General features: G+C 66.8%; 11 protein-coding genes. 5 read left to right on the top strand and 6 right to left on the bottom strand.

The annotated features are described in order from the left end of the window. Nucleotides 1–109: 109 nt before the first annotated feature. From NBE95_RS06960 to NBE95_RS06940, 5 genes are all read right to left on the bottom strand, one after another. A complete protein-coding gene (locus NBE95_RS06960) occupies nt 110–1,144 on the bottom strand; it encodes a MaoC family dehydratase (protein ID WP_289893180.1) in 1,035 nt (344 codons plus the stop codon). 9 nt (nt 1,145–1,153) lie between these two features. Beyond that, nucleotides 1,154–1,360 carry a DUF1737 domain-containing protein gene (locus tag NBE95_RS06955; protein WP_289893179.1) on the bottom strand — a complete coding sequence of 69 codons (207 nt, stop codon included), beginning with the start codon at nt 1,358–1,360 and terminating at the stop codon, nt 1,154–1,156. A gap of 1 nt (nt 1,361) precedes the next feature. Next, nucleotides 1,362–1,904: an NnrU family protein gene (locus NBE95_RS06950; RefSeq protein WP_289893178.1), complete on the bottom strand. Its 543-nt coding sequence runs from the start codon at nt 1,902–1,904 to the stop codon at nt 1,362–1,364. Nucleotides 1,905–1,949: 45 nt separating this feature from the next. After that, nucleotides 1,950–2,789, bottom strand: a complete 840-nt coding sequence (locus NBE95_RS06945; protein ID WP_289893176.1) for a CoA ester lyase — start codon at nt 2,787–2,789, stop codon at nt 1,950–1,952. Nucleotides 2,790–2,869: 80 nt separating this feature from the next. Next, nucleotides 2,870–3,604 (bottom strand): sulfite exporter TauE/SafE family protein, encoded by a 735-nt coding sequence (locus NBE95_RS06940; RefSeq protein WP_289893175.1) that lies wholly within the window; start codon nt 3,602–3,604, stop codon nt 2,870–2,872. 187 nt (nt 3,605–3,791) lie between these two features. Between NBE95_RS06940 and mdh the strand changes: the two genes are divergently transcribed. Then, nucleotides 3,792–4,754 carry a malate dehydrogenase gene (gene mdh / locus NBE95_RS06935; RefSeq protein WP_289893174.1) on the top strand — a complete coding sequence of 321 codons (963 nt, stop codon included), beginning with the start codon at nt 3,792–3,794 and terminating at the stop codon, nt 4,752–4,754. Between the two features lie 67 nt (nt 4,755–4,821). On the opposite strand, the gene NBE95_RS06930 is transcribed toward mdh, so the two are convergent. Next, nucleotides 4,822–7,365 carry a calcium-binding protein gene (locus NBE95_RS06930; RefSeq protein ID WP_289893173.1) on the bottom strand — a complete coding sequence of 848 codons (2,544 nt, stop codon included), beginning with the start codon at nt 7,363–7,365 and terminating at the stop codon, nt 4,822–4,824. A gap of 333 nt (nt 7,366–7,698) precedes the next feature. Here NBE95_RS06930 and sucC point away from each other — a divergent pair, with 333 nt between their 5' ends. The 4 genes from sucC (at nt 7,699) to NBE95_RS06910 (ending at nt 14,114) form a co-directional block, all read left to right on the top strand. After that, nucleotides 7,699–8,892: an ADP-forming succinate--CoA ligase subunit beta gene (gene sucC, locus NBE95_RS06925; RefSeq protein ID WP_289893172.1), complete on the top strand. Its 1,194-nt coding sequence runs from the start codon at nt 7,699–7,701 to the stop codon at nt 8,890–8,892. A 4-nt stretch (nt 8,893–8,896) separates the two neighbouring features. Further along, entirely contained in the window at nt 8,897–9,781 is an 885-nt protein-coding gene (gene sucD, locus NBE95_RS06920) for a succinate--CoA ligase subunit alpha (RefSeq protein ID WP_289893171.1), read from the top strand. 182 nt (nt 9,782–9,963) lie between these two features. Then, nucleotides 9,964–11,127: a glycosyltransferase family 2 protein gene (locus tag NBE95_RS06915; RefSeq protein ID WP_289893169.1), complete on the top strand. Its 1,164-nt coding sequence runs from the start codon at nt 9,964–9,966 to the stop codon at nt 11,125–11,127. Between the two features lie 20 nt (nt 11,128–11,147). Then, nucleotides 11,148–14,114 carry a 2-oxoglutarate dehydrogenase E1 component gene (locus tag NBE95_RS06910; RefSeq protein ID WP_289893168.1) on the top strand — a complete coding sequence of 989 codons (2,967 nt, stop codon included), beginning with the start codon at nt 11,148–11,150 and terminating at the stop codon, nt 14,112–14,114.

Raw genomic sequence — 14,114 nt, 5'->3', positions numbered from 1 at the left:
GTCTCACGCCGGACTCGGCCGGTCCGCCCGGATGGCCGAGAGTTTCTGTCATGTTCCGCCCGGGCAGCGGGCCGATTCGTCAACCGTCGGACGTGGCGCTGCGGGCCGGTCATTTCGGCATCAGGGCCCAGTAATCCAGGTCCAGCAGCACCTGCGGCGGGTATTTGCCGTCCCCGGTCTTCAGCACCTGATCACCGGCCGGGCCCTTGTGGGCGACCAGCCGCAGACGGATCGCGCCGATGCCCGGCGCATGGGTGTCGGCCTTGTCCAGCACCTCGGACCAGGCGCGGATGGTGTCGCCGGCAAAGCAGGGATTGGCATGGGCGCCGCCGTTCAGCGCCACGATCATCTGCGCATTGGCCAGCCCGTTGAAGCTGAGCGCGCGGGCCATGCTGATGACATGGCCGCCATAGATCAGCCGCTTGCCGTCCTCGCGCGCCGTCACGTCGAAATGCACCTTGGCGGTGTTCTGCCACAGCCGGGTGGCCAGCATGTGTTCGGCCTCCTCGACGGTGACGCCATCGACATGGTCGATGATCTCGCCGACCTGGTAGTCGCCCCAGCGATGCGGCTCGCCGGCCAGATCGAAATCGTATTGGGCGAAATCCATGCCCTCGGGCACCACCAGATCGGCGGGCGCGACCGCCTTCGCCAGCTCCGGCACCACCGGCTCGGGCGCCGGGGCGGCGGCGTCGCGCTTGCGCACCATGACCCAGCGCACATATTCCAGCACCACCTCGTCGAGCTGGTTCAGCCCGCGCGTGCGCACATAGACCACGCCGGACTTGCCGTTCGAGTTCTCGCGCAGGCCGATCACCTCGGATTCCGAACGCAGCGTATCGCCCGGCCAGACCGGCTTCAGCCAGCGGCCCTCGGCATAGCCCAGATTGGCGATGGCGTTCAGGCTGATATCCGGCACCGTCTTGCCGAAGACGATGTGAAAAGCGATCAGGTCGTCCATCGGGCTGCCCTCCAGCCCCGAGGCCGCCGCGAACTCGTCCGAGGAATAAAGCGCGTGCCGCGCCGGATAGAGCGCGTGGTACAGCGCGCGCTCGCCCTCGGCCACGGTGCGGGGGACGGCATGGCGGATCACCTGGCCGATGTGGTAATCCTCGAAGAAGCGGCCCGGATTGGTCTTGCTCATGACGGTCCCTTACTGTTGGCCCAGTTTCATCTCGGGGTGATAGTCGGCCTCGATCTCCTTGGTGACGGCCTGGGCGCAGCGCATCACGCCGCGCGCCGCGTCGAAGGCATAGGCCGGGGCGCCATGCAGCGCCCAGCCTTTCGCCAGCGCCTCGCTGACCTTGTGGCAGAAGGCCGAGGTGTCGTCCTCGGTCAGCAGGCGATAGATCTTCGGCATGTCAGCCTCCAAAGGGATTATAGCCCAGCCAGGCGTGAATCAGCCCCACGACCAGCATGACGACCAGCGCGCCGACCACCGCCATCGCCTCCTTGCGGACCGGGAACGGTCCGGCGGGCGGGGTCCAGCGCGGCTCGGCGCGGTTGATGACCGCCATCTCGACCAGCGCCCAAAGCAGCAGGCCGCCGAACAGCACGAAGCTGGGCAGGTCGCCGTTCGGCACGAGATGCGCAAAGGCCCAGAGCGCGAAGCCGGTCAGTTGCGGATGCCGCAGGCGGCGGGTGATGCGGGTCTTCATGCCGTTGGCGGCGAACAGGTAAAACGCCGCCAGCACCAGCAGGTTGTTGACGCCCTTGAGCGGCGCCGAGGCACCCCACCAATAGGGCCCGTCGGTCATGCGATAGCCGACCACCATCAGCACCACCGACAGCAGCAGCAGCCCCGCGACGCCGCCACGGCCCAGCCGGGCGCGGGCTTGCGGCGCCAGGCGCTTGAGCAGATGCGCACCCCACCACAGGGCGAGGCCAAGGATCAGGATCAACATCTGGCTATTCCTTTCCGCTGGATGTTAATGGCCTTTACTTTGCCATCACCCTGCCAGTTCGGCAATCGCCGCCGCCTTGGCCAATGTGGCCCGCGCCGTCTCGACATGCAGGTTCTCGACGATCTTGCCGTCCACCACCGCGACGCCCCTGCCCTGCCCGCTGGCCTCGTCGAAGGCCTCGATCTGACGGCGGGCCAGTGCCACCTCCGAGGCCGAGGGCGCGAAAACCTCGTTGGCGATGGCCAGCTGCGCCGGGTGGATCAGCGTCTTGCCGTCGAAACCCATGTCGCGGCCCTGTTCGCATTCGGCGCGCAGGCCATCCTCGTCCTTGAAGGCGTTGAAGACGCCGTCGACGATCACCCGGCCATGCGCCCGCGCTGCAAGCAGGCACAGGCCCAGCCCCGGCATCATCGGCAACCGGTCGGCACGGAAGCGGCTGTTCAGTTCCTTGGCCAGGTCATTGGTGCCCATGACCATGCCCTGCAGGCGCGGATGCGCGGCGATCTCGGCGGCGTTGAGCATCCCTGCCGCCGTCTCCATCATCGCCCAAAGCGGCGTATCGGGCACCAGCGCCGCCACCCGGTCCAGATCGGCGCCGCGGCTGACCTTGGGCACCAGCACCGCATCGGCGCCGGCGGCAAAGGCGCGGGCATCGCCCTCGCCCCATTCGGTGTCCAGGCCATTGATACGCACGATCCGGGCCCGGCCGCCGTAATCGGCCAGCAGCGCCTTGGCCAGAAGCTCACGCGCGGCGAGCTTTCCCGACGGCGCCACCGCGTCCTCGAGATCGAAGATGATCGCATCGGCCGCCAGCGTCTGGGCCTTTTCCATGGCCCGCGGATTGGCGGCCGGAATATAGAGGACGGAGCGGTAGGGACGGGTCATCGGGGCCTCGCGTAATAATCTTGCGCGAAACTGCCCGGAAACGACCCGAATCGCAAGCACTCATTTGCCGCGCTGCGGCATCAGATCCCGTCCCAGATCAGCTTGGCCGAAACCAGCATCAGCGCCCAGGTGATGAAGCCGTAGAAGACGCGCGGCGACATGCGCCTGACCAGCCACAGCCCGGCCAGCACCCCCAGCACGCCGGGCAGCATCAGCACCGCCGCCACCGCCAGGTTATGCGCCGAAAGCTGGCCCAGCATCGCATAGGGAATCAGCTTCACCGCATTGCAGATGGCAAAGAAGATGGTCGTGGTCCCGGCATAGGTCATCGGCGTCATGCGCAGCGGTTGGGCATAGACCTGATAGGGCGCCGCCCCGGAATGCGACACGAAGCTGGTATAGCCCGAGACCACGCCCCAAAGACTGCCCGCCCCCCAGCGCGGCGGCCGGGCGCTGCCGTTCACATGGCTGCGCAGCAAGGCGTTCAACGCGAAAGCCAGGCCGATCACCCCGACGATCAGCCCGACCTGCGCATCGTTGACGTGACGCGCGGTGGCCCAGCCCAGCCCGATGCCGGTGATCGCCCCCGGCACCACGGTCCGCAGCACCCGGGCGTCGAAATCGCGCCGGAAGGCGATCAGCCCGCCGATATCCGAAACGATATAGACCGGCAGCAGGATCCCCGCCGCCTGCACCGGCGACATGACCAGCGCCATCAGCGGCACCGAGATGGTGCCGACCATGGACAGCCCCCCCTTGGCCAGCCCGATGGAAAAGGCGGCGACCACCGCCAGCACCCAGCCCAGCATGTCCATGCGCGCGCTCCTTCGGCCTTTGCACGCAGCAGTAAGCCAGGGCGGGCGGCTCCGCAACGCAGGAGGGGTCTGCCTGTTAGCGCTTGACATGGGGCGATTTCATCCGTCGCGCCGCAGGCAAGGCTTGCGATTCCCATTCCAAGGGACTAGGCCACCGCCCGAACCATGATGGAAATCGGAGGTTACCATGGCCCGACCCAAGATCGCACTCATCGGCGCGGGGCAGATCGGCGGCACGCTGGCGCATCTGGCCGCGATGAAGGAACTGGGCGACGTCGTCCTGTTCGACATCGCCGAGGGCACCCCTCAGGGCAAGGCGCTGGACATTGCGGAATCGGGCCCGTCCGAGGGCTTCGACGCCGTGCTGAAAGGCACCAACGACTATGCCGACATCGCGGGCGCCGATGTCTGCATCGTCACCGCCGGTGTGCCGCGCAAGCCGGGCATGAGCCGCGACGACCTTCTGGGCATCAACCTCAAGGTCATGAAATCCGTGGGCGAGGGCATCAAGCAGCACGCCCCCAACGCGTTCGTGATCTGCATCACCAACCCGCTGGACGCCATGGTCTGGGCGCTGCGCCAGTTCTCGGGCCTGCCGCATGAAAAGGTCGTCGGCATGGCCGGCGTGCTCGATTCGGCGCGCTTCCGCCACTTCCTGTCGCTGGAATTCGGCGTCTCGATGCGCGACGTGACCGCCTTCGTGCTGGGCGGCCATGGCGACACCATGGTGCCGCTGGCCCGCTATTCGACCGTCGCCGGCATCCCGCTGCCCGACCTGGTCAAGATGGGCTGGACCACGCAGGAGAAGCTGGACGCCATCGTGCAGCGCACCCGCGACGGCGGCGCCGAGATCGTCGGCCTGCTGAAGACCGGCTCGGCCTTCTATGCCCCGGCCACCTCGGCCATCGAGATGGCGGAAGCCTATCTCAAGGACCAGAAGCGCGTGCTGCCCTGCGCGGCCTATGTGGACGGCGCCTATGGGCTGGACGGGCTTTATGTCGGCGTGCCGACCGTGATCGGCGCCAAGGGCATCGAGAAGGTGATCGACATCAAGCTCGACAAGGACGAACAGGCGATGTTTGACAAGTCGGTCGACGCGGTGAAGGGCCTGGTCGCCGCCTGCAAGGGCATCGACGCCACCCTGGCCTGAGCCGGACCGCACCGGAACGGACAACCCCGCGGGTCGCGCCCGCGGGGTTTTTTCTTGCGCGCTCGCCTTAGATGAAGACGAAGTCCGAAGCGTTCAGCGCCCCCGCCTGCACCCCGGCCAGGGTGATCGAGGTGCCGCCGAAGCTGACCACGGCATTGCCGCCCGCCTGGGTGACGGTCAGGTCGTCGAAACCGTCGTAGCGCTGGCCCTGCCAGTTGCCCGAGACGATGCGGATCCGGTCCAGCCCGTCCTGCCAGTCGGTGATCCGGTCGACGCCGTTGCCGACCGCGAAGACGAAAGCGTCCGCCCCGGCGCCGCCGGCCATGAAATCGTTGCCGGTGCCGCCGGTCACCACGTCATTGCCGACACCGCCGAAAAGCGTGTCGCTGCCGGCGCCGCCCTGCAGCACGTCGTTGCCCCCCAAGCCCTCCAGCCGGTCATGGCCGCCGCCGCCGTTCAGCCGGTTGTTCACGCCATTGCCGACCAGCCGGTCGCCGTAATTCGAGCCGTTCACCGCCTCGATCCCCAGCAGCAGGTCGCTGCCATGGCCGCCGCCGATCGCCTGGGCCGTGGTCAGCCGCAGGTCGACGCGGATGCCGCCGGTGGCATTGCCATAGCCGGCGGTATCGAAACCGGCGCCGCCGTCCAGCCGGTCGTTGCCGACCCCGCCGTTCATCAGGTCGTTGCCAAGGCCGCCGAACAGCTGGTCATGGCCGCCCAGCCCGTTGAGCACGTCGTTGCCGGCAGCGCCGTTCAGCACGTTGCCCGCCACGCTGCCGGTGATCGCATCGGCAAAGCGCGAGCCGTTGACGTTCTCGATATTCGTCAGCGTATCGGTGCCCTGCCCGCCGCCAATGACCTGGGCCGAGGTCAGCGACAGGTTCACCCGCACGCCGCCGCCGGCCGCGCCATAGCCGACCAGGTCGATGCCGGCGCCGCCGTCCAGCCGGTCGTTGCCGGCACCGCCGAACAGCAGGTCACGCCCGGCCCCGGCATCGACATAATCGCTGCCCGCATAGCCGACGAAGATGTCGTTGCCGTCCTGCAGATAGATCGTGTCATAGCTGACGGTCTGGCGGATGCCGCTGATGTCGAAGACATCGTTGCCGCCGGTGCCTGCGATATCGTAGATCGAGAAGTCCAGCGTCTCGGTGCCGATCACCTGGGCGGCGGTCAGGGTCAGCCGGGCCACGGTCACGTCGCTGGTCAGCCGGATCCGGTCGGCGCCGGCGCCGCCATCATAGACGTCCTGCCCGAAATCGGTGCCGCCGATATAGAAAGTGTCGTCGCCGGTGCCGCCGATCAGCCGGTCATTGCCGGTGCCGCCGGTCAGGTAGTCGCTGCCGGCGCCGCCATTCAGCGTATCCGCCCCCGAGCCGCCATTGACCTCGTCGCTGCCGGCATAGCCGACGAAACTGTCGTTGCCGTCCGACAGATGGATCCAGTCGTAGCTGACGGTGTAGGTGATGCCGCTGATATTGAAGACATCGTTGCCGCCAGTGCCCTGGATGTCGTAGATCGAAAAATCCAGCGTCTCGGTGCCGATCACGTTGGCGGCGGTCAGCTGCAGGCGCGAGACGGTGATATCGCCGGTCATCCGGATCCGGTCTGCGCCTTCGCCGCCATTATAGACATCCAGCCCGAAATCGGTGCCGCCGATATAGAAGGTGTCGTCGCCGGTGCCGCCGATCAGCCGGTCATTGCCGCCGCCGCCGGTCAGATAGTCGCTGCCGGCCCCGCCATTCAGCGTATCCGCCCCCGAGCCGCCATCGGCCTCGTCGCTGCCGGCATAGCCGATGAAGCTGTCGTTGCCGTCCGACAGATGGATCCAGTCATAGCTGACGGTGTAGGTGATGCCGCTGATATCGAAGGCATCGTTGCCGCCGGTGCCGCGGATGTCGTAGATCGAGAAATCCAGCGTCTCGGTGCCGATCACGTTGGCGGCGGTCAGCTGCAGACTGGCCACGGTCACGTCCCCGGTCAGCCGGATCCGGTCCGCGCCTTCGCCGCCGTCATAGACATCGTGGCCGAAATCGGTGCCGCCGATATAGAAGGTATCGTCGCCGGTGCCGCCGATCAGCCGGTCATTGCCGCCGCCGCCGGTCAGATAGTCGTTGTCGGCGCCGCCATTCAGTGTGTCCGCCCCCGAGCCGCCATCGACCTTGTCGCTGCCGGCATAGCCGATGAAGCTGTCGTTGCCATCGTAAAGATAGATCCAGTCGTAGCTCACCGTGTAGGTGACGCCGCTGATGTCGAAGACATCGTTGCCGCCGGTGCCGCGGATATCGTAGATCGAGAAGTCCAGCGTCTCGATGCTGGTCAGATGGTTGCCGTTCAAGAGCAGGCTGGAGACGGTGACATCGCCGCTCAGCCGGATGCGGTCGTCACCGTCGCCGCCGTCAAAGACGTCCTGGCCGAAATCGCTGCCGACGATATAGAAGGTGTCGTTGCCAGAACCGCCATGCATGGTGTCGTTGCCGCTACCGCCGGTGATGGTGTCGTTGCCGCTGCCGCCGGTGATGGTGTCGTTGCCGCCGAGTGCATTTATGACATCGGCATCCGCGGTTCCCACAAGGGTATCCGCCGCGTCGGTTCCGTTAATGGTCGCCATGAGAAGTCTCTCGTTCAATCAAATAAGGAATGGTGCGGGAAATACCGCCCATCGCGTCGCGCTTGTCAAAGGGAAATGCCGCGCCGGGGCCGGGTTTTGGCAGGCTTTTCCGCAGGTCACGGGAATCGTTTCGCGGCCGCCCCACCCGGCACCCGCCGGAGCCCGCCGGCCTTGCCGGCAGCCTCTGTCCTGGGTTTTGTGATCGCAGGGTCGAAGGCTGTGATCACAAAACCGCAAAACCGCGCAATTTTCCGCAAGGCGCCGCGCATAGGGCTTTAGAGCCCGGGGCGGATGTGGCACAAGCCCGCCAACCGATAACTGCGGGGAAGTAGCATGAACATCCATGAATACCAGGCCAAGGCGTTGCTGCGCCAATACGGCGCGCCGGTCTCCGACGGGCGGGTGGTGATGAAGGCCGATGAGGCCAAGGCGGCGGCGGGGGAACTCGACGGTCCGCTCTGGGTCGTCAAGGCGCAGATCCATGCCGGCGGCCGTGGCAAGGGTCACTTCAAGGAGAAGGAAGCCGGCGAGAAGGGCGGCGTGCGCCTGGCGAAATCCGTCGCCGAGGCCGAAGAGCTGACCCGCCAGATGCTGGGCCGCACCCTGGTCACCCACCAGACGGGCGAGACCGGCAAGCAGGTCAACCGCATCTATATCGAGGACGGCTCGGATATCGAGCGTGAGCTCTATCTGGCGCTGCTGGTCGATCGCGGCACATCGCGCATCAGCTTCGTCGCCTCGACCGAGGGCGGCATGGACATCGAGGAAGTCGCTGCCTCGACCCCCGAAAAGATCGTCAGCTTCAGCGTCGATCCGGCCTCGGGCCTGTCGGATTTCCACGGCCGCCGCGTGGCCTTCGCCCTGGGTCTGAAGGGCACGCAGGTCAAGCAATGCGTCCAGCTGGTCAAGAACCTGTATCGCATGTTCATCGAGAAGGACATGGAGATGCTGGAGATCAACCCGCTGATCGTGATGAAGGACGGCAACCTCAAATGCCTCGACGCGAAGATGGGCTTCGACAACAACGCCCTCTATCGCCAGTCCGACGTGCTGGCGCTGCGCGACGAGACCGAGGAGGATCCCAAGGAACTGGCCGCCTCGAAGTTCGACCTGAACTACATCGCGCTGGACGGCGAGATCGGCTGCATGGTGAACGGCGCCGGTCTGGCGATGGCCACGATGGACATCATCAAGCTGTTCGGGGCCGAGCCGGCGAACTTCCTTGACGTCGGCGGCGGCGCCACCAAGGAAAAGGTCACCGAGGCGTTCAAGATCATCACCTCGGACCCGAACGTGAAGGGCATCCTGGTCAACATCTTCGGCGGCATCATGCGCTGCGACATCATCGCGGAAGGCATCATCGCCGCGGTGAAAGAGGTCGGCCTGCAGGTCCCGCTGGTCGTGCGCCTGGAAGGCACCAATGTCGAGCTGGGTAAAGAGATCATTTCGAAATCCGGCCTGAACGTGATCGCGGCCGACGACCTGTCGGACGCGGCGCAGAAGATCGTGAAAGCGGTGAAGGGATAAGAAGATGGCCGTTCTCGTCAACAAAGACACCAAAGTCATCTGCCAGGGCATCACCGGCTCGCAAGGCACCTTCCACACCGAACAGGCGATCGCTTACGGCACCAAGATGGTCGGCGGCGTGACCCCCGGCAAAGGCGGGTCCGAGCATCTGGGCCTGCCGGTCTTCAACTCGGTCCACGAGGCCGTGGCCAAGACCGGCGCCAATGCGACCGCGATCTATGTCCCGCCGCCCTTCGCGGCCGACTCGATCCTGGAAGCCATCGACGCCGAGATCCCGCTGATCGTCGCCATCACCGAGGGCATCCCGGTCCTTGACATGATGAAGGTCAAGCGCGCGCTGCAAGGCTCGAAATCGCTGCTGATCGGGCCGAACTGCCCCGGCATCATGACGCCGGACGAATGCAAGATCGGCATCATGCCCGGCAGCATCTTCAAGCGCGGCTCGGTCGGCGTCGTGTCGCGTTCCGGCACGCTGACCTATGAGGCGGTCAAGCAGACCTCGGACGTGGGCCTCGGCCAGTCCTCGGCCGTCGGCATCGGCGGCGACCCGATCAAGGGCATGGAGCATATCGACGTGCTGCGCATGTTCCTGGACGACCCCGAGACCGAGTCGATCATCATGATCGGCGAGATCGGCGGCTCGGCCGAGGAAGAGGCCGCCGAGTTCCTGGCCGAGCAGAAGCGCAAGGGCAAGTGGAAGCCGACCGCTGGCTTCATCGCCGGCCGCACCGCGCCGAAGGGCCGCCGCATGGGCCATGCCGGCGCCATCGTCTCGGGCGGCAAGGGCGACGCGGAATCCAAGATCGAGGCCATGAAATCGGCCGGGGTCGTGGTCGCCGACAGCCCGGCGGGCCTGGGCGAGGCGGTGCTGAAGGCTCTCGGCCGGTAACGTCTTCGCAAGACTTTTGACTTAGGCCTGGCCCCCGCCTACCTTCAGGGGGCCTCGCCGAACCCATGCAAGCCAGGTGCCAGATTGGACGTCCTTCGTCGCCAGATCGTCGCCAGACCCGCCGGGGCATCGTCTTGTCCTCGCCGCGGGCGACCTGCCGGCCAGCCGCTGCGAGGGACGAGATGAGCGCCCCTGCCGCCGCCGCCCTGCCCGACGCGCCGCCGGTCCAGGCACGGGATTGGGCGCTTTGCGTCGCGACCTACAATCGCGGCGACATCCTGCGCGAATGCGTCCGCCACGCGCTGGCTTCGGACGAACCCCCGGCCGAGATCGTCGTCGTCGATGCCAGCACCGACTGGCAGGCGAACCGCTCGGGCGTCGAGGCGGCGATCGCCGAGGCCGGCGGTTGCCCGCTGAGCTATGCGCCGGCGCTGCGCCGTTCGCTGACCGTCCAGCGCAACCAGGCCATCGCCATGGCGCGGGCCGACATCCTGTTCCTGATCGACGACGATGCGCTGCTGCATCCCGTCTGCGCCGGGCGGATCATGGCGCATTACCGCGCCGATCCGCAGGGCCGCATCGTCGCCATCTCGGCCTGCGATACGCCCCTGCCGCACGAGCCGGCCGCGGGCGGCGCGCTCAAGCAGACCAACCGGGCCGGGGCGCTGGTCTCGGGCCGGCCGGCGGCGCTGCAACGCGGCATCGACTTTGCCCTGCGCCACCTGCTGATGATCCCCGCCGATCAGCGGTTCCTGGGCTATGACCGGCCCGAGCGGCGCTATTCCGGCGACGCCTCGCTGCCGCCGGATCTGGTGCGGGTCGCGTTCATCGTCGGCTTCGCTCTGACCGTCCGCCGCGCCGTCGCCCTGCGCGAGCCCTTCGACGAGGGGCTGGTCGGCAGCGCCATCGCCGAGGATCTGGACGCGAGCTATCGCTTCGGCCGGCACGGCCTGCTGGCCTTTGCCGCCGACGCGCCGATCCGGCATCTGCAAGCGGCGGCGGGCCGGGACCGGCGCCGGGTGAACACGGCGCTGGCGCTGCTCAACATCGCCTATTTCGTCCGCCGCCAGTCAGAACGGCAGGGCCGCGACTTCGCCCGCTATGCGCTGTGGTACCTGCGCATGACGCTGGCCGAACTGCCCAAGGATCTGGCCGGCGGCCGCTGGGATCTGCCGCAGCTGCGCGGCGCCCTGCTGGCCGGCCGCAGCCTGCCCGCCCTGCTGCGCCGGCCCCGCGCCGGCCTGCCCGAATGGTATCAGGACCACCAGACAAGGCTCATGACCGGCGCGCCGCGCGGCCGTGGCCGGAACCATGCAACCGCCCCTGATCAAGGCGGGAACCGATAGAATTTCCCGGAGGCAATCCAATGAACGATCAATCCCCCAACTCGGCCTTCCACGATTCAAGCTTCCTGCAAGGCCACAACGCCGCCTATGTCGAGCAGCTCTACGGCCAATGGGCGCAGAACCCGGCGGCGGTGGATCAGGCCTGGGACGCCTTCTTCCGCAGCCTGGGCGACGAAGAGGCCGTGGTCACGCGCGAGGCCAAGGGCGCCAGCTGGCGCCGCACCGACTGGCCGCCGCTGCCGTCGGACGACAACACCGCGGCGCTGACCGGCGAATGGCCGATGCTGCCCAAGGCCGATGCCAAGGCGGCGCTGGACAAGATCGCCGCCAAGGCCGGCGAAAAGGGCGTCAGCCTGACCGACGAGCAGCTGAAGCGCGCCGTGCTGGACAGCGTCCGCGCCATCATGCTGATCCGCGCCTTCCGCATCCGCGGCCACCTGCATGCCGATCTGGATCCGCTGGGGATGCGCGACGTTCCCGACCACGGCGAACTGAAGCCCGAGACCTACGGCTTCACCGCCGCCGACCTGGACCGGCCGATCTTCATCGACAACGTGCTCGGCCTGCAGATCGCCACGATCCGCCAGATCACCGACCTGATGAAGCGCACCTATTGCGGCACCTTCGCCATCCAGTTCATGCATATCTCGAACCCCGAGGAAGCCGCCTGGCTGAAGGAGCGGATCGAGGGCTATGGCAAGGAGATCGCCTTCACCCGCGAAGGCCGCCGCGCCATCCTGAACAAGCTGGTCGAGGCCGAGGGCTTCGAAAAGTTCCTGCATGTCAAGTACATGGGCACCAAACGCTTCGGCCTTGACGGCGGCGAGGCGCTGATCCCGGCCATGGAGCAGATCATCAAGCGTGGCGGCGCGCTTGGCGTCAAGGACGTGGTGATCGGCATGCCGCACCGCGGCCGCCTGTCGGTGCTGGCCAACGTCATGGGCAAGCCCTACCGCGCCATCTTCCACGAGTTCCAGGGCGGCAGCTACAAGCCCGAAGACGTGGACGGCTCGGGCGACGTGAAATACCACCTCGGCGCCAGCTCGGACCGCACCTTCGACGACAATACCGTGCACCTGTCGCTGACCGCGAACCCCAGCCACCTGGAGGCGGTGAACCCGGTGGTGCTGGGCAAGGTCCGCGCCAAGCAGGACCAGCTCTCCGACCAGACGCATCGCATGGCGGTGCTGCCGATCCTGCTGCATGGCGACGCGGCCTTTGCCGGCCAGGGCATCGTCGCGGAATGCTTCCAGCTTTCCGGCATCAAGGGCCACCGCACCGGCGGCTGCATCCATATCGTGGTGAACAACCAGATCGGCTTTACCACGGCGCCGCATTTCAGCCGCACCTCGCCCTATCCGACCGACATCGCGCTGATGGTCGAGGCGCCGATCTTCCACGTCAACGGCGACGACCCCGAGGCGGTGGTGCATGCCGCCCGCGTGGCGACCGAGTTCCGGCAGAAGTTCCACAAGGACGTGGTCATCGACATCTTCTGCTATCGCCGCTTCGGTCACAACGAGGGCGACGAGCCCATGTTCACCAACCCCGCGATGTACAAGGCGATCAAGGGCCACAAGACCACGCTGCAGCTTTACACCGACCGGCTGGTCGCCGACGGGTTGGTGCCCGAGGGCGAGATCGAGGAGATGAAGGCCGCCTTCCAGGCGCATCTGAACGAGGAGTTCGAGGTCGGCAAGAACTTCAAGCCGAACAAGGCCGACTGGCTGGACGGCAAGTGGTCGGGCCTGGCCGCGGAATCCGAGGAATACGCCCCGGGCCAGACCGGCATCGCCCCCGAGACCATGGCCGAGATCGGCACCGCGCTGACCCGGGTTCCGGACGGCTTCGACCTGCACCGCACCGTCGGCCGGCTGCTGGAATCCAAGAAACAGATGTTCGAGACCGGCAAGGGCTTCGACTGGGCGACCGGCGAGGCGCTGGCCTATGGCTCGCTGCTGGTCGAGGGGCATCCGGTGCGGCTGTCGGGCCAGGATTCGACCCGCGGCACCTTCTCGCAACGCCATTCCGCCTTCATCGACCAGGCGACCGAGGAACGCTTCTACCCGCTGAACCACATCCGCGGCGGGCAGGCGCGTTACGAGGTGACCGACTCGATGCTGTCGGAATATGCGGTGCTGGGCTTCGAATACGGCTATTCGCTGGCCGAGCCGAACACCCTGACCCTGTGGGAGGCGCAGTTCGGCGACTTCGCCAACGGCGCGCAGATCATGTTCGACCAGTTCATCAACTCGGGCGAGAAGAAATGGCTGCGCATGTCGGGCCTGGTGGTGCTGATGCCGCATGGCTACGAGGGCCAGGGCCCCGAGCACAGCTCGGCCCGGCTGGAGCGCTGGCTGCAGATGTGCGCCGAGGACAACTGGATCGTGGCGAACTGCACGACCCCGGCGAACTATTTCCACATCCTGCGCCGCCAGCTCAAGCGGCCGTTCCGCAAGCCGCTGATCCTGATGACGCCGAAATCGCTGCTGCGCCATCCGCTGGCGATCTCGACGACCGAGGACTTCACCACCGGATCGAGCTTCCACCGCGTGCTGTGGGACGATGCCGAACGCGGCAATTCGCAGCTGGCGCTGAAGCCCGACAATGAGATCCGCCGCGTGGTGATCTGCTCGGGCAAGGTCTATTACGACCTGCTGCAGGCGCGCGATGCCGCCGGGACCGACGATGTCTACCTGATGCGCCTGGAGCAGTTCTACCCGTTCCCGGCCCAGGCGATGTCGAAGGAGCTGGAGCGCTTCAAGGATGCCGAGATCGTCTGGTGCCAGGAAGAACCCAAGAACATGGGCGGCTGGACCTTCGTCGAGCCGAACATCGAATGGGTGCTGTCGCGCATCGGCGCCAAGCACGGCCGCGCCCGCTATGTCGGCCGCGCCGCCGCCGCCTCGCCGGCGACGGGCCTCGCCTCGCGCCACAAGGCCGAGCAGGAGGCGCTGGTGACCGAAGCCATCACGATCGGTGCCTGA

Origin of the sequence: Paracoccus sp. TOH (assembly GCF_030388245.1) — a bacterium.
Lineage (GTDB): Bacteria > Pseudomonadota > Alphaproteobacteria > Rhodobacterales > Rhodobacteraceae > Paracoccus > Paracoccus simplex.
The sequence above is the reverse complement of the archived record's forward strand: the minus strand, read 5'-3'. Positions and strand labels throughout refer to the sequence as shown.

Excerpts from the sequence above, each read along its gene's own strand:
- NBE95_RS06915 (WP_289893169.1), top strand. The coding sequence starts at position 9,964 with ATGAGCGCCCCTGCCGCCGCCGCCCTGCCCGACGCGCCGCCGGTCCAG.
- NBE95_RS06945 (WP_289893176.1), bottom strand. The coding sequence starts at position 2,789 with ATGACCCGTCCCTACCGCTCCGTCCTCTATATTCCGGCCGCCAATCCG.
- sucD (WP_289893171.1), top strand. The coding sequence starts at position 8,897 with ATGGCCGTTCTCGTCAACAAAGACACCAAAGTCATCTGCCAGGGCATC.
- NBE95_RS06950 (WP_289893178.1), bottom strand. The coding sequence starts at position 1,904 with ATGTTGATCCTGATCCTTGGCCTCGCCCTGTGGTGGGGTGCGCATCTG.
- NBE95_RS06930 (WP_289893173.1), bottom strand. The coding sequence starts at position 7,365 with ATGGCGACCATTAACGGAACCGACGCGGCGGATACCCTTGTGGGAACC.
- mdh (WP_289893174.1), top strand. The coding sequence starts at position 3,792 with ATGGCCCGACCCAAGATCGCACTCATCGGCGCGGGGCAGATCGGCGGC.
- NBE95_RS06955 (WP_289893179.1), bottom strand. The coding sequence starts at position 1,360 with ATGCCGAAGATCTATCGCCTGCTGACCGAGGACGACACCTCGGCCTTC.
- NBE95_RS06940 (WP_289893175.1), bottom strand. The coding sequence starts at position 3,604 with ATGGACATGCTGGGCTGGGTGCTGGCGGTGGTCGCCGCCTTTTCCATC.
- NBE95_RS06960 (WP_289893180.1), bottom strand. The coding sequence starts at position 1,144 with ATGAGCAAGACCAATCCGGGCCGCTTCTTCGAGGATTACCACATCGGC.
- NBE95_RS06910 (WP_289893168.1), top strand. The coding sequence starts at position 11,148 with ATGAACGATCAATCCCCCAACTCGGCCTTCCACGATTCAAGCTTCCTG.
- sucC (WP_289893172.1), top strand. The coding sequence starts at position 7,699 with ATGAACATCCATGAATACCAGGCCAAGGCGTTGCTGCGCCAATACGGC.